The following is a 21638-nucleotide window of genomic DNA, read 5'->3' on the forward strand; positions in this document are numbered from 1 at the left end:
CTGCTTTCCTGGTGACTTGGCGGCGGGGTACTCGGTGTCTTGGCGAAATCACCGTCGACAGGCGCATTTTCGCCGTATGGACGGGGGCGCGTACAGGGCACACTGCCCCGACCGGTGCGCCCCGCCGTGCGGATGCGCTCACGCCGGGGACGTGGCCCGGGGGCGGCCGCACGCGCTGTCCGCACTCACTGGGCGGCCATGGCGCCCGTCATGTTCCTTTCCCGCGCCGCGAGTTGCTTCGTACCGCTGTCAACTACCCTGGTGGGAGCCGGAATAGGCCGCCCATCGACCGCCGTGCCGGACCACGGTGATCCGCCGTCCGAAGCAGGTGGTCATCCAGGAATCGGTCAGGGTGTCCTCGACGGGGCCCTGCGCGAGGACGCGCCCCTCGCGCAGAAGCAGGGTGTGGCTGACGGCCGGGGACAGCTCCTCCAGATGGTGGGTGACCGTCACGGTGGCCAGTTCCGGGCGGCTCTCGGCCAGCCGCTGCATGGCCTCGACGAGGTCCTCGCGGGAGGGCAGGTCCAGGGCGTTGAACGGTTCGTCGAGCAGCAGCAGGGCCGGCTCGGCCATCAGCGCCCTGGCGATCAGGACACGGGCCCGCTGGCCGCCCGAGCAGACCCCGTACGGCCGGTCGGCCAGCTCCTTGATGTCCAGCTCGGCGAGCAGTTCGTGGCCACGTCGGCGCACCTCGGCGTCGTACTTCCGCCACAGCGGCTGCACCGTTCCGGTGTGGCCCGTCAGGACGACGGAGTGGGCGTCGAGGTCCCGCGGTACGCGCTGGGCCGTACTCACATGGCCGATACGGGCGCGCAGCTCGCGCACGTCGACCCGGCCGAGCCGGCAGCCGAGCACCTCGACGCTCCCCGTCGTCGGATGCATCAGCGCGCCCAGCAGCCGCAGCAGGGTCGTCTTGCCCGCGCCGTTGGCTCCGAGCAGGGCCCAGTGCTCGCCGGACCGTACCGTCCAGCCGATGTCCGAGAGGATCACCTGGCCGCTGGTGTGCCGGTGGACGCTCACATCGCGGAGCGCCACCACCGCGCCCGTGCCGCTGACGTCTGACGCGGTCCGCACCTCGGCCATGTCGGGCTCCCCTCGATCGCTCGTCGCACCTCGCACATTAGATGCACTCCGCATCTTGTTGCCCGGGTGTCCGTTTGACGGACGGCGGTGAGGCGGGTGAGGACAGGCCCGGACGCCGCTTTCGGGCTCGCTATCGTCGGGGCAGGTCGGGGGAGCCGAACACGGTGGTCCAGCGACCGGCGAGCGCCGCGTTTTCCTGGGGCGTGAGCAGATCGGGGGCTCCGAGCGCCAGCGCGGCCGCGTACGCCGCACGAGAGGCCCGCAGCCAGGCCGGATCCTTGAGCACCTCGACCCCGTCTTCCTCATCCGGGCCGAACAAGTGCGGGCCCACGTCGTGAGCGGCCTCGGCGACGACCCTGTTGAGAGTCGTCAGGGCGCATCCGACCGGAGAACCGGTGTGGTGGCGGTTCTGCCTCCAGCGAGCCCACAGCGCCTGTGTCAGCGGCTCCTCGCCTTCGTCCGGCAGCGCGGCGAGGGCATCGGCCTGGGCGGCGGTCAGGGTTCGCGTCCGGGCGATCACCCATTCCGCGGCGTCGCCGTGAGGTCCGGCGACCAGCCAGGTGGGCACCTGCTCCACGACCGTGAAGGCCCGGCAGAGCAACCACCTGTAGCTCATCAGCGGCCGCATCAGTTCGAGATCGGCCACGCGCCACAGACTGGACGGCCACAGCGCGACATCAGCGGCGATCTCGTTCACCATCAGTCCCTCGTCGCCGACCGGCTGTCGGTCCGCCGGTCGCACGGTACGGCGCTCACGAGCGGCGATCAGCTTGTCGGGAACGAAGGACACGCGCGTACCGGGCACGGGCTCCGGCTCGCCGTAGAAATGTTCGGCGTCGTACAAGGCGAAGAAGGACACGCCGCCACCGTACGTATCCCGACGCGGCGGCCGCCCGCCATTTACGGAGCGTCGGGACGGAGCCGCTGGTCAGGCTCCACCCCGGACCAGGATCACGCTCCCGCACGGCCGGCCCCGGCAGCCGCGTCGCGGGCTCTGGTCAGTGGCCGCCGCTCGGGGGCTCGCAGTTGCTGCCGTCGGGGTAGCCGCCGAAGGCATCCGCCTTGGTGGATTCACTGCTCATCGTGCCCTCCACACACCAGGGGGAGACGCCGATGTCGATGAGGAAGGCGACCCCGGCGGACCCGTTCTGGTACGCCTGTACCTTCTCGGCGGAGTAGCCGAGACCGGTGAGCGCGTCGCGGACGCCGTCCGGGGCGAAGTCGCCACGTCGGCGCAGGGGTTCGAGTGCTTCCTTGACGCGTCCGACGACGGTCAGCCCGTCGCAGCGGTTCTGGCCGTGGAGTTGAAGGGGAACCCTGAAGCCGTGGTTCTCGGCGTAGTGGTCGGCCGGCGTCTCGGTTGAGCCGGGGGTGGCGGCGGCCGTGGACTCCGTCGGCTCCGGGCTCTCGCCCGGACAGATGAAGTCCACCGCTGTGCTCGGTGTCGCCGTGCCGGTCGGCGTCGGATGCGAACTCCGGTACGCGTCGGCGGCATCCCCCGCCCGCTGGGTTCCGCACCCAGTCGCCGACAGGACCCACACCGCCAACACCAGCATCCCGAGGCGGGCTCTCATCTTCCTTGGCGTCGTCATCGCCCGATTCTTTCCCGCGCCTCGGCGGGCGTCATGAGTACTTCTACTCATGACCGCGCCATCGCGGTGGCCCGTAGCCCACCCCCGGGCCGAAGTCCCGGAGAAGTCCCGGAGCCGCCGCCGCACCCCTTCCCGGCTCGCTACGCGGCCAGGCCGGAAGGGGTGCGGCGGCATTCACCCGTCACATGTTGATCATGTGGCCGGCCAGGCCGTGAATGGCCTCCTTGACCGCCTCACCGAGCGTCGGGTGTCCGTGCACATTGCGTGCGACCTCGTGGACCGTCAGGTCCCACTGCTGAGCGAGCGTCAACTCCGGGAGCAGTTCGGTGACTTCGGGGCCGATCAGATGGGCACCGAGGAGTTCGCCGTAGCGCGCGTCGCTGAGGATCTTGACGAATCCCGCGGTCTCGCCCAGGCCGTGGGCCTTTCCGTTCGCGGTGAACGGGAACTTCGCCACCTTGACGTCGAAGCCCCTCTCGCGTGCCTGCGCCTCGGTCCAGCCGAAACTGGCGATCTGCGGCTGGCAGTAGGTCGCCCGCGGGATCATCACGTAGTCGAGTTCCATCGTCTCCGCGTCGGCGATCGTCTCGGTGGCGACGATGCCCATCGACTCGGCCGCGTGGGCCAGCATCAGCTTCGCCGTCACGTCACCGATGGCGTAGATGTGCGGCACGCTCGTACGGCACCGGCCGTCGATGTCGATCGCACCGCGGTCGGTGAGCTTCACACCGGTGTTCTCCAGCCCGTAGCCCTGTACACGCGGCTGGAACCCGATCGCCTGGAGCACCTTGCCGGCTTCCAGCGTCTGCCGCTGTCCGCCCGTGGTCACCATGACCTTGACCCTGTCCCCGGAGTCGTCGATCGCCTCGACACGGGTGGAGGTCAGCACATTGATGCCGAGCCGCTTGTAGCGGCGGGCCAGTTCGGCGGAGACCTCCTCGTCCTCCAAGGGCACGATCCGGTCCAGGAACTCGACGAGGGTGACCTGAACACCGTAGTTGTGGAGCACATAGGCGAACTCCACACCGATGGCGCCCGCGCCCGCGATGACGATGCTGTCCGGGAGGGTGTCCGACAGGATCTGCTCCTCGTACGTCACCACACGCTCGCTCAGTGAGGTTCCGGGGAGCAGCTTGGTGGTGGCGCCGGCGGCGATGACGCAGTGGTCGAAGGTGACCGTCTCCGTACCGCCGTCGGTCAGGGCGACGTCGAGCGTGTGGTCGTCGCGGAAGGCGCCACGGCCGTTGTACTGGGTGATCTTGTTCTTCTTCATCAGGTAGTGGACGCCCTTGACGCGTCCGTCCGCCACCTTGCGACTGCGGGTGAAGGCCGCTCCGTAGTCGAAGCTCACCTCCCCGTTCACCTGGATGCCGAAGGTCTTGGCCTCCTGGGTGAAGATGTGGGCGAGCTCCGCGTTGCGCAGCAGCGCCTTCGACGGGATGCACCCCACGTTGAGGCACACACCGCCCCAGTACTTCTCCTCGATGATCGCCGTGCTGAGTCCGAGCTGGGCCGCCCGGATCGCCGCGACATATCCGCCCGGGCCGGCGCCCAGGACCACCACGTCAAAGTGTGCGCTCATGACCTTCAGCCTAGAACGCCACCGCCCCCGGCGGCGCGACGGGCGCGGCCGGGGGCGGTGGCCTCTCACGCCGGGGAACGCGTACGGCCCGGTCCCCGCGGGGACCGGGCCGTACGCCAGGCGTCAGACGAGGTCGAACCGGTCGAGGTTCATGACCTTGTCCCAGGCGGCGACGAAGTCCTTGACGAACTTCGCCTGGGCGTCGTCGCTCGCGTAGACCTCGGCGAGCGCGCGCAGCTCGGAGTTCGAGCCGAAGACGAGGTCGGCACGCGTGCCGGTCCACTTGACCTCGCCGGTGGCGTCGTCGCGGCACTCGAAGGTGGTCGCGTCCCCCGACGTCGCCTTCCACGTCGTGCCCAGGTCGAGCAGGTTGACGAAGAAGTCGTTGGTGAGCTTGCCGGGGGTCGCGGTGAGGACACCGTGCGAGGACTGCCCGTGGTTCGCGCCCAGGACACGCAGACCGCCGACGAGGACGGTGAGTTCCGGGGCACTCAGGGTCAGCAGGTTCGCCCGGTCGAGCAGCAGGTACTCGGCCGGCAGCCGGTTGCCCTTCCCGAGGTAGTTGCGGAAGCCGTCCGAGGTCGGCTCCAGCGCGGCGAAGGACTCCGCGTCGGTCTGCTCGTCCGTCGCGTCCACGCGGCCCGGGGTGAAGGGCACCTGGACGTCGTGACCGGCGTCCTTGGCGGCCTTCTCGACCGCGGCGACGCCACCGAGGACGATCAGGTCGGCCAGCGAGACGTGCTTGTCACCGGAGTTGAAGTCGCGCTGGACGCCCTCCAGCGTGCGCAGCACCGTCGCCAGCGTGTCGGGGTCGTTGGCCTCCCAGCCGCGCTGCGGCTCCAGGCGGATGCGGCCGCCGTTGGCGCCGCCGCGCTTGTCGCTGCCGCGGAACGTCGAGGCCGACGCCCACGCGGTGAAGACGAGCTGCGCGACCGTCAGGTCCGAGCCGAGGATCTTCGCCTTGAGGGCGCTGATGTCGTCGGCTCCGATGACCTCGCCCTCCGCCTCCGGCAGCGGGTCCTGCCACAGCAGCGTCTCCTCGGGGACCTCGGGGCCGAGGTAGAGGGACTTCGGGCCCATGTCACGGTGGGTCAGCTTGTACCAGGCCCGCGCGAAGGCGTCCGCGAACTCGGCGGGGTTCTCGTGGAAGCGGCGGGAGATCGGACCGTAGATCGGGTCGACGCGCAGCGACAGGTCCGTCGTGAGCATCGAGGGGGCGATCTTCTTGGCCGGGTCGTGCGCGGCCGGGACGGTGCCCTCGCCGGCGCCGTCCTTCGGCTTCCACTGGTTGGCGCCGGCGGGGCTCTGGGTCAGCTCCCACTCGTAGCCGAAGAGGTTGTCGAAGAAGCCGTTGCTCCACTGCGTGGGCGTGGTGGTCCAGGTGACCTCCAGGCCGGAGGTGATGGCGTCGCCGCCCTTGCCGGTGCCGTAGGTGCTCTTCCAGCCCAGGCCCTGCGCCTCGATCGGGGCGGCCTCGGGGTCGTCGCCGACGCTCTCCGCCGGGCCGGCGCCGTGGGTCTTGCCGAAGGTGTGACCGCCCGCGATCAGGGCGACGGTCTCCTCGTCGTTCATCGCCATCCGGCGGAAGGTCTCACGGATGTCGCGGGCCGCGGCGATCGGGTCCGGGTTGCCGTTCGGGCCCTCGGGGTTGACGTAGATGAGGCCCATCTGGACGGCACCGAGCGGGTTCTCCAGCTCGCGGTCGCCGGTGTAGCGCTGGTCGTCGAGCCAGACGCTCTCGGGACCCCAGTACACGTCCTCCTCGGACTCCCACACGTCCTCGCGGCCGCCGGCGAAGCCGAAGGTGTCGAAGCCCATCTGCTCCAGGGCGACGTTGCCGGTGAGGATCATGAGGTCGGCCCAGGAGAGGCTCTGGCCGTACTTCTTCTTCACGGGCCACAGCAGACGGCGGGCCTTGTCCAGGTTGCCGTTGTCCGGCCAGCTGTTGAGGGGGGCGAAGCGCTGCTGGCCGGCACCGGCGCCGCCGCGGCCGTCGCTGATGCGGTAGGTGCCCGCGCTGTGCCAGGCCATACGGATCATGAAGGGGCCGTAGTTGCCGAAGTCGGCGGGCCACCAGTCCTGCGAGGTCGTGAGCACCTCGGCGATGTCCTGCTTCACCGCGGCGAGGTCGAGGGCCTCGAAGGCCGCCGCGTAGTCGAAGCCCTCGCCGAGCGGGTTGGCCACGGCCGGGTTCTTGGCGAGGATCTTCAGGTTGAGGCGCTCGGGCCACCACTGCCGGTTGCCGCCGCCCTGGGTCGGGTGCGGGGCGCGGTCGTGCGCGACCGGGCAGCCGCCCGTGGCCTCGGTTTTCGCGTCGGTGACGATCGCGTCGTGGTTCTCAGACATGGGAATCCTTCCGGATGGGCCGATCTCGGTGCTCAGCGACTGCGGGTGGGGGGAGCGGCCGGGGCGGGGCCCCGGCGGACGGCCCCGGGGCCGTCGACGGAGCCGACGGGGAGGTCGTTCTTCTCGGACGATGACGGGCGAAGGGGGCGACCGGCCGCGCGGCCGGGAGCGGGGACGCCGTACACGGCTCGCGCCGGACCGGCTGGACCGGTCCGATACGGGGTACGCATCCCGCCACGGCGGGCGGACGGAGGGCTGTGTGCGACGTACGGGCAGATGCGGCGCCGGGGCGTCCGTCCCGGCGGCGGTCGCGTCGCCGCCGGGGTGGTCCCGGGGTCCGGGATGGTCCCGGGCTGCGTGTCACGGTGGCCGTCACGCGCAGGCCGGCGCCGCGTGGTCCCACGGCGGTGGTCCCGACATCTGTGTCTCTCCTGCTCGTACCGAAGTCTTCTTGTCCCTTGGCCAGTGCCAAAACCGATCCTACGATGGACAGAGTCCAAGTCAAGAAGGACACCAGACCCATATTCGATCGGACCCAGGATGCACACCGATAAACTGCGGGTTCCCACCGATCCTGAAAAGGTGAACCGATATGAGTGACCTGCTGGAGCGACTGCGAGGACGTGGCTGGCGGATGACTTCCCAGCGTCGCGTCGTTGCGGAGGTCCTCGACGGTGATCATGTGCATCTCACGGCCGACGAGGTGCACGCCCGCGCGGCCGAACGGCTGCCCGAGATCTCCCGGGCGACCGTCTACAACGCCCTGGGGGAGCTGGTCTCGCTCGGCGAGGTCATCGAGGTCTCCACCGACGGCCGCGCCAAGCGCTACGACCCCAACGCGCACCGGCCGCACCAGCATCTGGTGTGCTCCGCCTGCGGCGCGGTCCGTGACGTCCACCCGACCGGCGACCCGCTGGCCGACCTTCCGGCGACGGAACGATTCGGTTTCACCGTGGCAGCCGTGGAGGTCACGTATCGGGGGCTGTGCCCTTCGTGCGTCTAGGTTCCGCCCGGATCCCGGGGACTCGCCGGTGGTGATCCTTCCGGCGACCGGTCCCGCGGCGGCCCACCCGTTCGGCCTAGGCTTCCGCCGTGAACAGCATCCAGTGGGACATCGCGCAGTCGATACGGATCAGGCCCGGCGGCCCGGCCGACGCACCCGCCGTTCTGGACATGCTCGATGGAGCGGTGGTCTGGATGAACGCCCGGGGCAACACCGAGCAGTGGGGCACGACCCCGTACTCGGGGACGGCGAACGGGGCGGAGCGCGTCCGGCGGTACATGACCGAGAACGCGCCCTTCGTCGCGGAGGCCGACGGAACACCCGTCGGAGCCATGGTCCTCGACACCGGGCCCAGCCCGCAGATGCCGATCGAGCCCGCCGGAGAACCCGAGCGGTACGTCCGGCTGCTGGTGTCCGACCGCCGGTACGCCGGCCACGGCATCGGCGCCGCGCTCCTGGCCCACGCCGCCGAGGAGACACGGCGGGCCGGAGTCGGACTGCTGCGGGTCGACTGCTGGGCGGGCGGCGGGGGCGCGCTGGTCGCGTTCTACGAGCGCCAGGGATTCACCCCCGCCGGGCGATTCCTGTCCGGGACCTGGCCGGGCCAGGTGCTGGCCCGGCGGATCGGCACATCCCCCGAGGGAATCGATCAGACGAGGTAGTCGGCGACGAGCTCCGCGAACTCCTCCGGCGCCGCGAGTCTGACCCCGAGGGTCTCCGCCTTGGCGCGCTTGGACCCGGCGCCCTCGCCGGCCACGACCAGGGTCGTCTTCTTCGACACGCTGGAGGAGGAACGGCCGCCGGCGCGCTCGATGAGCTCGTTCATCTGATTGCGGCTGAGCTGCTCCAGAGCCCCGGTCATCGCACCCGTGACGACCACCGTCATCCCGGCCAGCGGCCCGCCGGCGCTACCGCCCGCGTGCGCGTCCGTGCCGTCCTCGTCGGGCGCGGCGGGCGGGGTGGCCCCGGGCTCGGTCATATTGACCCCGGCGGCGACGAGCCTGTCGATGAGCGGGGCCAGCTCGGCCAGCTCCGCGACGATCGAGGGCGCCTTCTCCTTGCCGATGCCCTCGACCCGCTGCATCGTTTCCGCATCCGCCGCGCGCACCGCGTCCATGGTGGCGAAGTACCGGGCGATGCGCCGGGACATGGACCGGCCGGTGCCGCGGACACCGAGCGCGCACAGCACCCGTGACAGCGGCCGGCCCTTGGCCGTCTCGATCGCCGCGAGGAGGTTGTCGGTGCTGGTCTCACCCATCCGCTCCAGGCCGAGGAGCTGCTCACGGGTCAGACCGAACAGCCCGGCGAGATCGGCGACCAGACCGCTCTCGACGAGCTGGACGACCCGCGTGTGACCGAGGCCCTCGATGTCGAGCTGGTCGCGGCCCGCCGCGTACGAGAGCGCGGCGACGAGATGGCAGTTGCGGCCCTGCTCGCAGCGCCACCGCTGCTCGCTGGTGTCGATGGCGGATCCGCAGTTCGGGCACGCCTCGGGGAAGACGATGGGCGCTTCCTCGCCGGTGCGCAGATGGGCGACGGGCGCTTCGATCCGCGGGATGACGTCACCGGCGCGGTGGACCATCACGTGGTCGCCCAGCCGCAGATCGCGGCGCGTGATGTCCGCCGGGTTGTGCAGGGTGGCGTACGTGATGGTCGAGCCGTCGATCTCGACCGGCTCCAGCACGGCGCGTGGGGCGATGATGCCGGTGCGGCCCACGTTCCACTCGACCGCCAGCAGCCGGGTGATCTTCTCCACGGCCGGGAGCTTGTACGCGATCGCCCAGCGCGGCGCGCGTGAACCGGACCCGGCGGCCCGCTGGTCGGCCGCCAGGTCGGCCTTGACGACGATCCCGTCGATCCCGAACGGCAGCTCGGCGCGCAGCGCCCCGATCTCCTGGACGCGGGCCAGGACCTGCTCGGCGGTCGCCGCCGTGATCCCGGGGACGGCCGTGCTGGCGGTGGTGTTCACGCCCAGCTCGGCCGCCCGCGCCATGAGTTCGCTGTGCGCGAGCTCGCCCAGCCGTGCGGCCTCCTCGGCCTCGGTGCCGGAGACGGGCAGCAGACCGTAGCCGAAGAAGGTCATCGGTACCGTGTAGGCGCGCTCCTTGGCGCGCAGCGTGCCCGCCGCCGCGTTGCGCGGGTTCGCGAACGGCTGCCCGCCGTGCGCGGTGCGCACCTCGTTGGCGTGCTCGAACTGCGCGGTCGTCATGAGGACTTCGCCGCGCACCTCCAGCGTGAGGGGCTCCGTGAGCTCGCCGGGCAGGCCCTCGATCGTCCCGATCGCGTGGGACACGTCCTCACCGGCCGTGCCGTCCCCCCGGGTGATCAGCCGGGTGAGCCGGCCCTGCTGGTAGCGCGCCGCGATGGCCAGGCCGTCGAGCTTCGGCTCGACGCTGTACCGCTCCACGTCATGACCGGTCCGCCGGGTCAGCGACGCCGTCCAGGCGGTGAACTCCTCGGGCGAGAAGACGTTGTCCAGGCTCAGCATCGGCACCGTGTGCGGGACGTCCCCCTCGACGGCGCCGCCCGCGACCTTCCCGGTCGGCGAGTCGGGCAGCACCTGATCGGGATGTCCGGCCTCCCACGCGGCGATTCCGCGCACGAGCCGGTCGTACGCGTCGTCGTCCAGCACGGACGTGCCGCCCTCGTAGTAGGCGGCCGACGCCTTCAACGCGTCCTCGACCGCCTGCGCGTAGGCGACGGCGTCCACGATCACTGCAACAGGTGTTGTCATACCCGTCATCCTGCCTGCCACCACTGACAACGCCCTCCGAGCCTCGCGCCGCACCACGGATTCGTGGCTCGCTAGGCCCGCACTTGGGACGATGCGGGCAACAGCGTCACGCGGGAGGTGACACGGGCCCACGGCGTGAAGTAGACCTTGGAGGAACCGTGGGACCGGGCAGGCCACATGCCTGCGCAGCCCCCGTCCCGTCCGGCGTCACCACCCGAACTTCAAGGAGTGGCCCATGCTCGCCGCGCTCGGTCTCGGTCCGGCCGAGGAGGAGATCTACCGCCTCCTGGTGGCCCGGGGACGCGCTGCCGTCCATGAGCTGGCCGCCGACGGTGACCGCCCCGAGTCCGAGGTGCGTGACGTGCTCACCGGGCTGGCCGGCCGCGGTCTCGTCGTGCGTCAGGCGAGCGAGGGCACGGTCACCAGGTTCTTCGCGGCACCCCCGGCGGTGGCGCTCGGCGGGGAACTGCGGCGGCGCCGAGCCGAGTTGAGCGCGGCGGAGCACGCGGTGCTGACGCTCGCGGAGCAGCACCGCACGGGTGCCGAGGGCGGCGCGGTGGAGGTGATCAGTGACATCGACGCGGTTCGCCATCGGTTCAGACAGCTCCAGGAATCCGCCCGGCAGCAGGTGCGGGCGATGATGGTGCCCGAACAGACCGTTGTGTCGCGCAGCGACAACGACGCGGAGGGGGCCGGAGTCCGGCGTGGCGTGCTCTACCGGACGATCTTGCACCGGGAGGCGCTGACCGAGCCCGGGGCGCTTGCCCAGGCCCTCTGGGCGCTCGAAGCCGGACAGCAGGTCAGGGTCGCCGACGCCGTGCCGGTCAAACTCATGATCGCGGACCACGAACTGGCGATGCTTCCCTTGTCCAGCGGCCGCAACACCGCGGCCGCCTCGGTGCTGGTGCACGTCGGAGGACTGCTGGACGCGCTGGTCGCCTACTTCGAACTGGCCTGGGAGCAGGCGTACCCGCTGTCGCCGCACACGGCGGGCGACGGTGTCGACGAGCAGCGTCCGGACGCCATAGACGCGTTCGACGCCCGGATCCTCGCCCTGGTCCTGGCCGGACTCACCGACCAGGCGGTCGGCGCGCACCTCGGCGTCTCCCGTCGCACCGTGCAGCGGCGCATCGGTGAACTCATGGCGCGGGCCGGTGCCGAGAGCCGTATCCAGCTCGGCTGGCACGCCGCGCGCAAGGGGTGGGCCTGACGGCCCGGCAGCCGGTCCTCCCGGGCCTCAGTGTCCCCGGACCGCCGGGGAGGGCCGCGCGGACCGGGTGACGACGAGGTCCGGTTCGCGCGGACCGGGAGGCAGGCCCGTGCCGACGTCCGCCTGGCGCAGCTCGGCCAGCAACTCGGTCTGTCCGGCGAGCAGTTCGGTGAGGATACGGCGGGCGGCGCGCAGCAGTTCGGCGACGTCGCCGCCCGCCAGGGCGTAACTGACGGTCGATCCCTCGCGGATCGACACCACGATCCCCGAGCGGCGCAGCACGGCCAGCTGCTGCGAGAGGTTGGAGGGTTCGACCTCGATCTCGCTGAGCAGGTCGCGCACCGAGACGGGTCCGCTCTGCAGCAGTTCCAGGACCCGGATGCGCACCGGGTGTCCGAGCATGCGGAAGAACTCGGCCTTGGCCTGGTAGAGGGGAACCTGCCTGGTCAAAATCGTTCGCTCCCTGCCGCCTGGGGACGGGCTGTTGCTCCGGCTGGTGCGGTGGCTCTCCGCTTCTCCGGCTGGTGCGGTGGCTTCCGAGCGCCCGCCGCGAGCGGTGCCGTAAGGACCGATCCTGGCGGCTCCGCCTCCGCATGCCCACGAGATTGACTCGATCTGGATGTACCTAATTGAAGAAGTCTTCAAGTCGTGGGCATGCGAAGGCGCGGAGAACGTGGCTGTCTACACCTCTAGTTCGGCTTCGATGCGTGCGAGCTGGTGGCGGGCCATGGCCAGGTTCGAGGTCGCCTTGTTGAGCACGAGGTACAGGAACAGTCCGTTGCCGTTGCGGCCCGTGAGCGGCCGGATCACGTGGTACTGGTTCTCGAGCGTGATGAGCACGTCCTCGATCTTGCTCTTGAGCCCGAGGTGTTCCATGGTGCGTACCTTGGCGCGGACCACGTCGGTGTTCCCGGCCGCGGCGACGTTCAGGTCGAGGTCCTTGCCGCCCCCCAGCGTGCCCAGCGCCATGCCGCTCGTGTAGTCGACGAGGGCCACGCCCAGCGAGCCCTCGATCGACGTCATCGTCTCCTTGAGGGAGATCTCCACATTTGCCATACCGATGTCTCCTTCGGGTCACCGCGCGGACGGAGGAGTTCCCGACCGGCCGGTGATCCGGACCCTACGGACCGTCCGCGAGGTGCGGCCGGGTTGTTTCGGGACTGGCGGAAGGAGCATCGAAAGGCGTGCGGGATGACAGTTAATTGATCGCCGGTGGGCGGTGGTTGATCACGAATGACGCCCGACGCCCGCCGCGCGGGTGGCCGCGAACTCCGCGAACCACGCCAGCATCTCCGGGTGCGTGATGGACCCCTCACTGCTGACCTCGCCGGGGCGGGCGCCCTGGAGGACGCGCTTGACCGGGACCTCCAGCTTCTTGCCCGTGAGAGTGCGCGGCACGGCGGGGACCGGCACGATCACGTCGGGCACATGGCGCGGGGACAGCCGGCTCCTGATGGCCGTGGCGATGCGCAGGCGCAGACCGTCGTCGAGCGTGGTTCCCTCGGCGGGCACGACGAACAGCGGCATGAAGTAGGCGCCGTCGGGCTGTTCCACCCCGATGACGAGACTGTCGGCGATCTCGGGGAGCTGGTCGACGACGGCGTAGAGGTCGGCGGAACCCATGCGCACACCCGAGCGGTTCAGCGTGGAGTCGGAGCGGCCCGCGACGACGACCGACAGGTCCGGGTCGATGGTGACCCAGTCGCCGTGCCGCCACACCCCGGGGTAGGTGTCGAAGTAGCTGGCCCGGTAGCGGGCGCCGTCCGGGTCGCCGACGAAGCGCAGCGGCATGGACGGCAGCGGCGCGGTCACCACCAGCTCGCCCTGTTCGCCCGTCAGCGGACGTCCCTCGGGGTCCCAGGAGGCCAGGGCGACGCCGAGGGCGGGCGCCTGGATGCGGCCCAGGCGGACGGGCAGCAGCGGGGTGCTGCCCGCGAGGACGGAGCAGACGTCCGTGCCGCCGCAGATGGACTGGAGCCGCACGCCGGGCGCCAGCCGGTCGTGGACCCAGCGCCAGGTGCTCGGCGGCAGCGTCGACCCGGTCTGCAGGACGGTCCGCAGCCGCCCGAGTCCGAACGTGTCCGCGGGACGCGTGTCCGCCTTCTCGGCGGCGGTGAGATAGGCGGCGCCCACGCCGAGCACGGTCGCACCGGTCCGCTCGGCGATCTCCCAGGCGCCGTCGATTCCGGGATACGTGGGGCTGCCGTCGTACAGGACGACGGTGCTGCCGTGCAGCAGCCCGCCGACCAGGAAGTTCCACACCATCCAGCTGGTCGAGGTGATGAAGAGGTAGCGGTCCTCGGCGCGCAGGTCGACGCCCAGGCCCAGTGCCTTGAGCAGTTCGACCACGATGCCGCCGTGGCCCTGGACGATCCCCTTCGGTATCCCCGTGGTTCCCGACGACCACAGGATCCACAACGGGTGGTCGAAGGGCACGTCGGCGAACTCCGGCGGAGCGTCCGCGGACGGCAGCGCGGACCAGGCGTGCTGGTGGACGTCGGGCCGGTCGGACCACGGCTCCGCCGGGATGTCGAAGACGCTGTCGACGGCGAGGAGGTGGCGGACGGTGGGCAGCCCGTCCGCGAGCTCGGCGACCTCGGGCCGCCGGTCGTAGGTCTTGCCGCCGTAGCGGTATCCGTCCGCGGCCACGAGGACGACGGGCCGTGCCTGGCGGAGCCGGGCGAGCACGCTGGGCGTGCCGAAGTCGGGGGAGCAGGCCGTCCACACGGCGCCGACGGCGGCCGTGGCGAGCAGCGCCACCACGGTCTGGCGGAGGTTGGGGAGATAGCCGGCCACGCAGTCGCCGGGCTCCACGCCCATGCGGCGCAGCGCCGCCGCGACGTCGGCGACCTGCCGGCGCAGCTCGCTCCAGGAGATCTCCTCGGGGGTGCCGCCCTCGGTCAGACAGACGAGCGCGGGGCGGGCGTCGGTGGCCCGGGCGAAGCAGCGTTCGGCGAAGTTCAGCCGGGCGCCGGGGAACCAGTCGGCTCCCGGCATCGACGCCCGGCCCAGGACCTCGTCGTGGTCGGTGACCGCGTCCAGCCCGTAGAACTCCCACACCGCCGACCAGAATCCCGCGAGGTCGGTGGAACTCCACCGCCACAGCTCGGCGTAGTCGGAGAAGTGGACTCCCCGTACTTCGCTCACCCAGTTCATGAAGGTCGCGACGTTGGATTCCTCCAACTCGCGGCGACCGGGGGACCACAGGAGGTCGGTGTCGGTGTTCATCGGGTGTGCCTTTCCTGGGCTGGACGCGGCGTTCAGCCGGTTTCCACGTCGCGGAGCAGTTCTTCGGCGCGTGGCCACGGGCCGTAGCCGGACGCGGGGTTGAGATGGCCGACCTCGCCGAGTTCCACCAGCGCGGCGCCCCAGTCTCGGGCCAGTCCGGCGACCCGCTCGGCCGTGCCGAGGGGGTCGTTCGAGCTGGCGGCGACGACGCTGGGGAACGGCAGCGTGGTCCGGGGTACCGGCGTCCAGCCGTGCTCGGAGAGCACGTCGGGCGCCGGATAGCCCTCGGGCAGCGGGGTGCCGAAGTCCGGCGGCGTCACGAGCAGCGCTCCGCGCACCTGTGCCGCGTGTCCCTCGGCCCAGTGGACCGTGGTGATCACGCCGGCGCTGTGCGCGACGAGCACGACGGGGCCCCCGGCCTCCGAGACCACCTTGTCGAGCGCCGCCACACGGGCCGCGCGGCTCAAGGAGTCCTCGGTGAGCGGCGGGACGGTGCGCACGGTGCGCCCGGCCTCCGCCAGCCGGTCCGCCAGCAGGGTCTGCCAGTGCTCAGCGACGTGATCGCGCAGCCCCGGGACGATCACGACGACCGGGTCGGTCCCGCTGCTCACGCCGTAACCACCGCCTCCTCCGGCTCCGCGGCCGGGACGGTGCCGCTCGTCAGCCGGCTCAGATCACGCTCGTAGAAGTGACGGCCGATCAGGAACGCGGCGGTGGCGCCGAGGGCCGCGAGCGGGATGATCCGCAGGGCGCCGGCCAGACCCATGTGGTCGGCGAGCGCGCCCGTCACGGCGGGTCCGGGAGCCAGCCCGAGCAGGCTGTTGGCGAGGGTCAGGGTGGCGAAGGCCGTCGCGGAGATGGCCGCGGGGGTCAGGTTGGCCACCATGGCGGTCGCCGGACCGGCCGTGCCGGCCGACAGCAGGGCTCCGGCCGCCAGCGCCGCGAGCTGGAGCGGTCCGGTCGGCAGCCGGAAGGCGGTCATCAGCAGGACGAGCGAGCCGAGGCTGCACCCGATGGCGACGGCCCATTTGCGGATGGGGTACGCCCGGCTGATGCGGTCGGAGACGACACCGCCGCCGATCATGCCGACGCCGATGACGAGGATGAAGATCCCCGCGGTCGCGCCCGCCTTGGCGGTGGGCATGTCGTAGTAGCGGTTGAAGTAGCTGGGCAGCCAGGCCATCAAGGAGGCGGCGATGAACAGTTGGAGACCGCTGCCCACGTAGGCGCTGATCACCGACACGGAGGAGAACAGCCGGGGCAGCAGCACACGCAGCCGGCCCTGCGATCCGGGACCGGGCCCGGCGTCGGTGGAACCGGATTCCGGCGTCAGCCTCTTCTCGGTGACGACGACGCCGTAGACCGCGGCCAGCACCAGGCCGAAGATGCCCATGAATCCGAACGCCCAGCGCCAGCCGAGGTGTTCGGCGACGGCGCCGCCGATCGACACGCCGAGCACCGAACCGAAGGCACCGCCCGCGATGAAGGCACCGGACAGGGTGGCGCGCAGACCGATCGGGAAGATGCTCAGGACGACGGCGATGCCGACACTTCCGTACGCGGCCTCGCCTATGCCGACGAAGAGCCGGCCGACGAACATCTGGTCGTAGTTCGCGGAGACCGCGCAGCCGAGGGTCGCCACGCTCCACAGCGCCGCGGCGAGCAGCAGGCTCTTCACCCGGCCCCAGCGGTCGGCCATCAGCGACATGGGGAACGTGAGCAGGCCGACCATGAGGGCGACGACACTGCTGAGCGTGCCGAGTCTCGCGTCCGAGAGCAGCCACTCGCTCTTGAGGTCGGGGAAGACGGCGTTGAGAACCTGCCGGGACATGTAGTCGGACAGCAGCAGGCCGAAACTGAGGGCGAAGACCACCCAGGCATAGCGTCGGGGCACGGGCCATCCGGACGAGGCGGTCGTGTCCGTCTCGGGGATGGGTCCAGCAGTGGTGTGCAACTCCATCGTCATCACCTCACGCGCTGTTGGAGGAAGGGGGGTTAGAACGGTCTGTCGCCGACGATCCCGGCGCGCTCCATCCGGCGGACGGCGGGCCAGTAGTCCTGTACGGCGTAGTGCTGGGTGGAGCGGTTGTCCCAGATGGCGACGCTGTTCGGGGTCCAGCGCCAGCGCACCTGGTACTCCGGGATCGTCGCCTGGCTGATCAGGTGGTTGAGCAGGAGGCTCGCTCCGGGGGCGAAGTCCTGCCCGAACCGCACGTTCTGGGGCGTGTGGTAGTTCACGAAGTGGGTCGTGAACGCGTTGACGAAGAGGATCTCCTCGCCGGTCTCCGGGTGGACACGCACCACCGGGTGCTCCGCGTCCGGGAACCGCTCCTTGAGAGCGTGCCGCTTCTCCTGCGGCATGGCGGCGCCGAACGTGGCCTCGATGCTGTGCCGGGCCCGCAGGCCACGGATCCTGGTGCGGATGTCCTCGGGCAGCCGGCGGTACGCCTCGGCCATGTTCACCCAGATCGTGTCCCCGCCGACGGGCGGCCCCTCGATGCACCGGAGCACGGCGCCCATGGGCGGGCGCTCGCGCCACGTGGCATCGGTGTGCAGGGCTCCCTCGTACTGTTCCGCCGGGCTGTCCAGGTCCTTGTAGATCCGCACCAGGCCGGGGTACTCGGGGTCGCTGCCGGCCACCGGGTGGTCCTCCAGCGCGCCGAACCGCTCGGCGAAGGCCACGTGTTCGGCGCGCGTGATGTCCTGGTCCCGCAGGAACAACACCTTGTACTGGAGCAGCAACGCCCTGATCTCTTCGAAGAGGTCGTCGTCGCGTGCGGCGTCGCCGAGGTTCACTCCGGACAGTTCCGCGCCGATGCTACAGGTCAGCGGTTCGACCCTGATCGAGCCGCGGTGGTGGGCGCGGACCGGCGCGCCCTCGGGGTGAGCGAGCGTGTGTTCCATGGTGCTTCCTCCTGGAGAGAGCGGCGGAGTTGACCGAGGGGGAGCGGGTGGGACTCAGAGCACGAAGACGGACGATCCGGTGGTCTGCCCCGCTTCCAGGTCGCGGTGTGCCTGGGCGGCGTCCTCGAGGGCGTACCGCTGGTTGACCTCGATGGTGATGCGGCCGGAGGTGACGTGGTCGAAGAGCTCGCCCGCGAGCTCCGCCCGTTCCGCGGGGTCCGCGATGTAGTCGGCGAGCGCCGGCCGGGTGACGAACAGGGAGCCCTGGATGGCGAGTTGCATCGCGTCGATGGGCGGGACCGGGCCGGAGGCGGTGCCGAAGCAGACGAGCAGGCCGCGGCGGCGCAGCGAGGCGAGCGAGGAGGCGTAGGTGGTCCTGCCGACGCTGTCGAAGGCCACCGGGACCCCGGCGCCGTCGGTGAGTTCGCGCACCCGCTCGGCCACGTTCTCGCGCTTGTAGTGGATGACGTGGTCGCAGCCGTGCGCCCGGGCCAGTTCGGCTTTCTCCTCGGTGGACACGGTGCCGATGACGGTGAGTCCGAGCAGCTTGGCCCACTGGCAGACGATGAGGCCCACGCCGCCCGCGGCCGCCGTGAGGAGGATCGAGTCGCCCGCCGCGAGGGGGTGGATCCTGCGGAGCAGGTAGGCGGAGGTCAGACCGCGCATGGTCATCGCCGCCGCGGTCTCGAAGCCGATGCCGTCCGGCAGCCGGATCAGGGAGCCGACGGGCATGACGCGCTCGGTGCTGTAGGCGCCGAGCGGACTTCCCGTGTACGTGACCCGGTCGCCCTCGGTGAACCCGGTGACGCCCGCGCCGACCGCCTCGACCACGCCCGCCGCCTCTACGCCGAGCCCGGCGGGCAGCGGCGCGGGGTAGAGCCCGGTGCGGAAGTAGGTGTCGGCGAAGTTGAGGCCGACGGCGTGGTGGCGGATCCGGACCTCGCCCGGGCCGGGGTCGCCGACGACGACCTCCTCCCGGCGCAGGACCTCGGGACCGCCGGTCTCCTTGAATCGAATGGCGTGGGCCACGGTGGAGCTCCGTTGTTTCGTGTCGGGTGGATGGGGAGAGGAGGGACCGCCGGAACCGGGGGGTCTGGCCCCGGCGGCCCCGTGGCGTGTGCTCCCGCCCCGGCCGGGGCGGGTGGCACCGCGGGTCCGGGCGCCGCCCCGGCCCACCGCACCGGCGACCGGTGCGAAGGCCGGCGTACCGGCGACCTGTGCTGCGGGCCGGTGCGTCGGCGACCGGTGCGCGGTCGGCGTACCGCGGGTCCGCACCCGCGGTCGGGGTGGCGATCGGCGTACCGCGGGTCCGCACCCGCGGTCGGGGTGGCGATCGGCGTACGGCGGGTCCGACCCGGCGGTCGGAGTACGACGGGTCCGCGCCCGGGGTCGGGCGTGGCTGCCGGCGTACCGCGGGTCGGGACCGGGCGGTCGGTGTCGTGGCGCGGGGGAGCGCCTTCCGTCAGGCGTCGCGCAGCATGAACCCGCGCTGGCCGGGTCGCCGGTTGGGCACCATGCCGAGCTGGGCGAGCGTCTCGTCGGTGCTCGCGTAGGTCTCGCCGATCTTGTAGATCTTCCTGGCTTCCGCGCCGGTGGCGATGTCACGGCCGAGCGCCTGGGAGATCTGCACCATCTGCTCGACCTGCTCGACGCTGGACATGCGCTCGCCCTTGCGCCGCCACAGGTTGTCCTCGTTGCCCACCCGGACGTGCACGCCGAGGGCGATGCCGATCGCGTTCATGGGCGCCACGGCGCGCATGGAGGCCTCGATGGTGAGAACGGCGCCGTCGGGGACACGGCGGACGAACTCGATCAGGTCGGCGGGGTGACGGCCCGCGAAACCGCCGCCGATCGCGACGTAGTTGAGGACCAGCGGGCCCGTGTGGACGCCGGACCGGATCAGCCGCTCCACGGTTTCGAGCTGGGCCAGGGTCGCGAGCTGGAAGTGCGGCTGGATACCGCTCGCGTGCAGCCGCTTGAGGTGCTCCAGGTAGAAGTCCGGACCGGCCTCCAGGTACATGTCCCGGTACGCCTTGTAGTAGTCCGGCTTGCCGATCGAGGTGCCTTCGAGATCGTCGTCGGTCATGATCTCGACGATGTTCATCTGGCTGGTGTTGATCGCGATGGTGACCTGGTCCGGCTTCGGGTCGAGGTCGGCGAGCATGTGGCGGCTGTCGAAGTCGAGCCACTTGGCGTCCGCGCCCTCGCCCTCGGGGGCGAAGGAGATCGACCCGCCGATCTGGAGGACCATGTCCGGCACGGTCTCGCGCAGCCGTCCGATGAGCTCGTTGAACATGGACAGCCGCTTGGAGCCCTTGCCGTCGAGCTCGCGGACGTGGATGTGGAGAACGGTGGCACCGGCGTTGTAGCAGTCGACGGCCGCCTGCACGTGCTCGTCCATCGTCAGGGGAAGGTCGTCGGCGTCGCCGGGAAGCCATTCGGGCCCGTAGGGGGCGGCCTGGATGACGAGTTTTTCCTGGTTCTCGGGGAAGAGCGAGTCGTCGTGGAAGTGCACGGTCCGTCTCCTTCGTCGGATCGGTGATCACTCGCCGGGGGCATCGCCGCGCACTGCGCGGGCCTGGGATGTCCGGCGGGGATCGATGCGGGTCACCGGTGACAGCGGGCGACAGGCGCCCGCTGCGGTCGGCCGGTCCGGAGGGAGCCCGGGGGAGTGGTTCGGCTCCCTCCGACGGCTGACCGCGTTCTGCTGTGCGGTGGTGCAAACGTAGGGCCGACTCCAGCGACGTGCTTGCCGTCAGGGGACAGATGATTTGTCATTTGGGGACATCCGTGACGCGGGACTCCGGCGGGGACGGCGCGACGGCCGAGACGCGGGTTCCGGCCGTCCCTCCCGTCACCCAGGGGGGAGTTGCTACGGAGTCCTGCTCTCGCGCCAGACGCGAGGGCTGCACCCGAACTGCTCGCGGAACCACCGTGAGAACCCGCTCAGCGACGAGAATCCCAGCAGGTCGGAGATGTCCGTCAGCGACCGCCGGGGGTTCGCCACGAACTGCTCCGCGAGATGGCGGCGGGTGACATTGAGGAGCGAGGAGAACGTCTCGCCCGAACCGGCCAGATGGCGGTGGACCGTCCGCCGGTCGACGCCGAGGCTGCGCGCGACCTGCTCGACCGAGCAGCGCCCGGTGGGCAGCAGGACCTCGATCAGTTCGCGCACGCGGTCCGCGGCGGTGGTGTCCTTCGGTACGGCGATCGCGTCGAAGTACTGACGGGCGTACTCGCGCATCAGCGGGTCCGCCATGGCGTTCGGCGCGTCGAGGTCGTCGGCGTAGAAGACGATCCCGTCGATCTCGCGGTCGAACTCCACGATGGGCCCGAACGCGGTCCGGTGCGCCGAGGTGTCCGCCGGCGCGGAGTGCCGGAACCACACGGACAGCGGCTGCCAGCGGGCGTGCAGGAAGTCGCTCAGGATGCGGTGGAAGGCGGCGACGGCCAACTCCGTCGCCTGCCGGGACTCCATGGGCTCGCCGAGCCTCAGGTCCACCTTCAGCGTGGCCAGTCCGTCGCCCTCGGACAGCCGGGTGTGCAGCATCTCGTTGTACATGTACTGATGGCGGATCAGCATCTCCAGCGCGCTGCGCACGTCCGGTTCCTCGCGGACGACCAGGCTGATGGGGCCGAGCGTGGAGAAGCGGCGGAACTCGGCGAGGAGCACCCCGAAGTCCTCGTGGCCCGACTCGGCCGCCGAGAGTTCCAGCACCTGGACGGCGGCCGTCGCGGAGATCCACCGGTCCTGGACGGTGAGGGCGGCGGTGTCCAGGCCCACCCGCTTCAGCAGGGCCTGCGGATCGATCCCGAGGGAGCGGCACAGCTCGACGTAGCCGCTCAGGGCTGCGGTGCGGACCAGAGGTCTCATGGGGCACGCTCCAGGGATGTCCCGAAAAGCCAAGTCTCCTGTCCCGCCACGACAAGCGCGGCGGTGGTCGAGGAACCTAGCA

Annotated in this window: 18 protein-coding genes; 3 read left to right on the forward strand and 15 right to left on the reverse strand. The window is 71.0% G+C overall.

Annotated features, from left to right (window positions below; translation table 11 throughout):
• Nucleotides 1–249: 249 nt before the first annotated feature.
• The 5 genes from ACF07B_RS24055 to katG all read right to left on the reverse strand — a co-directional run bounded on the left by ACF07B_RS24055 (nucleotide 250) and on the right by katG (nucleotide 6603).
• A complete protein-coding gene (locus tag ACF07B_RS24055; protein ID WP_392180439.1) occupies nucleotides 250–1083 on the reverse strand; it encodes an ABC transporter ATP-binding protein in 834 nt (277 codons plus the stop codon).
• Between the two features lie 130 nt (nucleotides 1084–1213).
• Nucleotides 1214–1942 carry a hypothetical protein gene (locus ACF07B_RS24060; protein ID WP_392180440.1) on the reverse strand — a complete coding sequence of 243 codons (729 nt, stop codon included), beginning with the start codon at nucleotides 1940–1942 and terminating at the stop codon, nucleotides 1214–1216.
• Nucleotides 1943–2081: 139 nt separating this feature from the next.
• Complete coding sequence (locus ACF07B_RS24065; protein WP_392180441.1) at nucleotides 2082–2675, reverse strand: hypothetical protein; 594 nt, start codon at nucleotides 2673–2675, stop codon at nucleotides 2082–2084.
• Nucleotides 2676–2856: 181 nt separating this feature from the next.
• Entirely contained in the window at nucleotides 2857–4257 is a 1401-nt protein-coding gene (gene lpdA / locus ACF07B_RS24070; RefSeq protein WP_369483158.1) for a dihydrolipoyl dehydrogenase, read from the reverse strand.
• Nucleotides 4258–4380: 123 nt separating this feature from the next.
• The gene (gene katG / locus ACF07B_RS24075) at nucleotides 4381–6603 is read right to left on the reverse strand and encodes a catalase/peroxidase HPI (RefSeq protein ID WP_392180442.1); all 2223 of its coding nucleotides are present in this window, start codon (nucleotides 6601–6603) and stop codon (nucleotides 4381–4383) included.
• A 592-nt stretch (nucleotides 6604–7195) separates the two neighbouring features.
• On the opposite strand from katG, the gene ACF07B_RS24080 reads away from it, so the two are divergent.
• Together ACF07B_RS24080 and ACF07B_RS24085 are read left to right on the forward strand one after the other, a co-directional pair.
• Nucleotides 7196–7606: a Fur family transcriptional regulator gene (locus tag ACF07B_RS24080; protein ID WP_384241767.1), complete on the forward strand. Its 411-nt coding sequence runs from the start codon at nucleotides 7196–7198 to the stop codon at nucleotides 7604–7606.
• A gap of 170 nt (nucleotides 7607–7776) precedes the next feature.
• The gene (locus tag ACF07B_RS24085) at nucleotides 7777–8268 is read left to right on the forward strand and encodes a GNAT family N-acetyltransferase (protein ID WP_369484600.1); all 492 of its coding nucleotides are present in this window, start codon (nucleotides 7777–7779) and stop codon (nucleotides 8266–8268) included.
• On the opposite strand, the gene ligA is transcribed toward ACF07B_RS24085, so the two are convergent.
• The gene (gene ligA, locus ACF07B_RS24090; protein WP_392180443.1) at nucleotides 8256–10340 is read right to left on the reverse strand and encodes an NAD-dependent DNA ligase LigA; all 2085 of its coding nucleotides are present in this window, start codon (nucleotides 10338–10340) and stop codon (nucleotides 8256–8258) included. The genes ACF07B_RS24085 and ligA overlap by 13 nt on opposite strands.
• A gap of 235 nt (nucleotides 10341–10575) precedes the next feature.
• Between ligA and ACF07B_RS24095 the strand changes: the two genes are divergently transcribed.
• Nucleotides 10576–11550, forward strand: a complete 975-nt coding sequence (locus tag ACF07B_RS24095; RefSeq protein ID WP_392180444.1) for a helix-turn-helix domain-containing protein — start codon at nucleotides 10576–10578, stop codon at nucleotides 11548–11550.
• Between the two features lie 27 nt (nucleotides 11551–11577).
• On the opposite strand, the gene ACF07B_RS24100 is transcribed toward ACF07B_RS24095, so the two are convergent.
• From ACF07B_RS24100 to ACF07B_RS24140, 9 genes are all read right to left on the reverse strand, one after another.
• Nucleotides 11578–11952, reverse strand: coding sequence for a metalloregulator ArsR/SmtB family transcription factor (locus ACF07B_RS24100; protein WP_384241774.1), 375 nt, complete (start codon nucleotides 11950–11952; stop codon nucleotides 11578–11580).
• Nucleotides 11953–12231: 279 nt separating this feature from the next.
• Entirely contained in the window at nucleotides 12232–12606 is a 375-nt protein-coding gene (locus ACF07B_RS24105) for a hypothetical protein (protein ID WP_326789871.1), read from the reverse strand.
• 171 nt (nucleotides 12607–12777) lie between these two features.
• Nucleotides 12778–14778 (reverse strand): acetoacetate--CoA ligase, encoded by a 2001-nt coding sequence (locus ACF07B_RS24110; protein WP_392180445.1) that lies wholly within the window; start codon nucleotides 14776–14778, stop codon nucleotides 12778–12780.
• A gap of 32 nt (nucleotides 14779–14810) precedes the next feature.
• Nucleotides 14811–15389 (reverse strand): RBBP9/YdeN family alpha/beta hydrolase, encoded by a 579-nt coding sequence (locus ACF07B_RS24115; RefSeq protein ID WP_392180446.1) that lies wholly within the window; start codon nucleotides 15387–15389, stop codon nucleotides 14811–14813.
• Nucleotides 15386–16738 (reverse strand): MFS transporter, encoded by a 1353-nt coding sequence (locus tag ACF07B_RS24120; RefSeq protein ID WP_392180447.1) that lies wholly within the window; start codon nucleotides 16736–16738, stop codon nucleotides 15386–15388. The genes ACF07B_RS24115 and ACF07B_RS24120 overlap by 4 nt, the downstream gene beginning before the upstream one ends.
• 35 nt (nucleotides 16739–16773) lie before the next feature.
• On the reverse strand, nucleotides 16774–17682 hold the full coding sequence (locus ACF07B_RS24125) for a TauD/TfdA dioxygenase family protein (RefSeq protein WP_392180448.1): 909 nt from the start codon (nucleotides 17680–17682) through the stop codon (nucleotides 16774–16776).
• Between the two features lie 54 nt (nucleotides 17683–17736).
• The gene (locus ACF07B_RS24130; protein ID WP_369484590.1) at nucleotides 17737–18711 is read right to left on the reverse strand and encodes a quinone oxidoreductase; all 975 of its coding nucleotides are present in this window, start codon (nucleotides 18709–18711) and stop codon (nucleotides 17737–17739) included.
• A 433-nt stretch (nucleotides 18712–19144) separates the two neighbouring features.
• A complete protein-coding gene (locus ACF07B_RS24135) occupies nucleotides 19145–20197 on the reverse strand; it encodes a 3-keto-5-aminohexanoate cleavage protein (protein WP_392180449.1) in 1053 nt (350 codons plus the stop codon).
• 357 nt (nucleotides 20198–20554) lie between these two features.
• Nucleotides 20555–21556 (reverse strand): AraC family transcriptional regulator, encoded by a 1002-nt coding sequence (locus tag ACF07B_RS24140; protein ID WP_369484588.1) that lies wholly within the window; start codon nucleotides 21554–21556, stop codon nucleotides 20555–20557.
• Between the last annotated feature and the right edge of the window lie 82 nt (nucleotides 21557–21638).

This window comes from Streptomyces sp. NPDC015532 (assembly GCF_043078065.1).
Classification (GTDB): Bacteria; Actinomycetota; Actinomycetes; order Streptomycetales; family Streptomycetaceae; genus Streptomyces.

Excerpts from the sequence above, each read along its gene's own strand:
- ACF07B_RS24055 (WP_392180439.1), bottom strand. The coding sequence starts at position 1,083 with ATGGCCGAGGTGCGGACCGCGTCAGACGTCAGCGGCACGGGCGCGGTG.
- ACF07B_RS24065 (WP_392180441.1), bottom strand. The coding sequence starts at position 2,675 with ATGACGACGCCAAGGAAGATGAGAGCCCGCCTCGGGATGCTGGTGTTG.
- lpdA (WP_369483158.1), bottom strand. The coding sequence starts at position 4,257 with ATGAGCGCACACTTTGACGTGGTGGTCCTGGGCGCCGGCCCGGGCGGA.
- katG (WP_392180442.1), bottom strand. The coding sequence starts at position 6,603 with ATGTCTGAGAACCACGACGCGATCGTCACCGACGCGAAAACCGAGGCC.
- ACF07B_RS24080 (WP_384241767.1), top strand. The coding sequence starts at position 7,196 with ATGAGTGACCTGCTGGAGCGACTGCGAGGACGTGGCTGGCGGATGACT.
- ACF07B_RS24085 (WP_369484600.1), top strand. The coding sequence starts at position 7,777 with ATGCTCGATGGAGCGGTGGTCTGGATGAACGCCCGGGGCAACACCGAG.
- ligA (WP_392180443.1), bottom strand. The coding sequence starts at position 10,340 with ATGACAACACCTGTTGCAGTGATCGTGGACGCCGTCGCCTACGCGCAG.
- ACF07B_RS24095 (WP_392180444.1), top strand. The coding sequence starts at position 10,576 with ATGCTCGCCGCGCTCGGTCTCGGTCCGGCCGAGGAGGAGATCTACCGC.
- ACF07B_RS24100 (WP_384241774.1), bottom strand. The coding sequence starts at position 11,952 with ATGCTCGGACACCCGGTGCGCATCCGGGTCCTGGAACTGCTGCAGAGC.
- ACF07B_RS24105 (WP_326789871.1), bottom strand. The coding sequence starts at position 12,606 with ATGGCAAATGTGGAGATCTCCCTCAAGGAGACGATGACGTCGATCGAG.
- ACF07B_RS24110 (WP_392180445.1), bottom strand. The coding sequence starts at position 14,778 with ATGAACACCGACACCGACCTCCTGTGGTCCCCCGGTCGCCGCGAGTTG.
- ACF07B_RS24120 (WP_392180447.1), bottom strand. The coding sequence starts at position 16,738 with ATGGAGTTGCACACCACTGCTGGACCCATCCCCGAGACGGACACGACC.
- ACF07B_RS24125 (WP_392180448.1), bottom strand. The coding sequence starts at position 17,682 with ATGGAACACACGCTCGCTCACCCCGAGGGCGCGCCGGTCCGCGCCCAC.
- ACF07B_RS24140 (WP_369484588.1), bottom strand. The coding sequence starts at position 21,556 with ATGAGACCTCTGGTCCGCACCGCAGCCCTGAGCGGCTACGTCGAGCTG.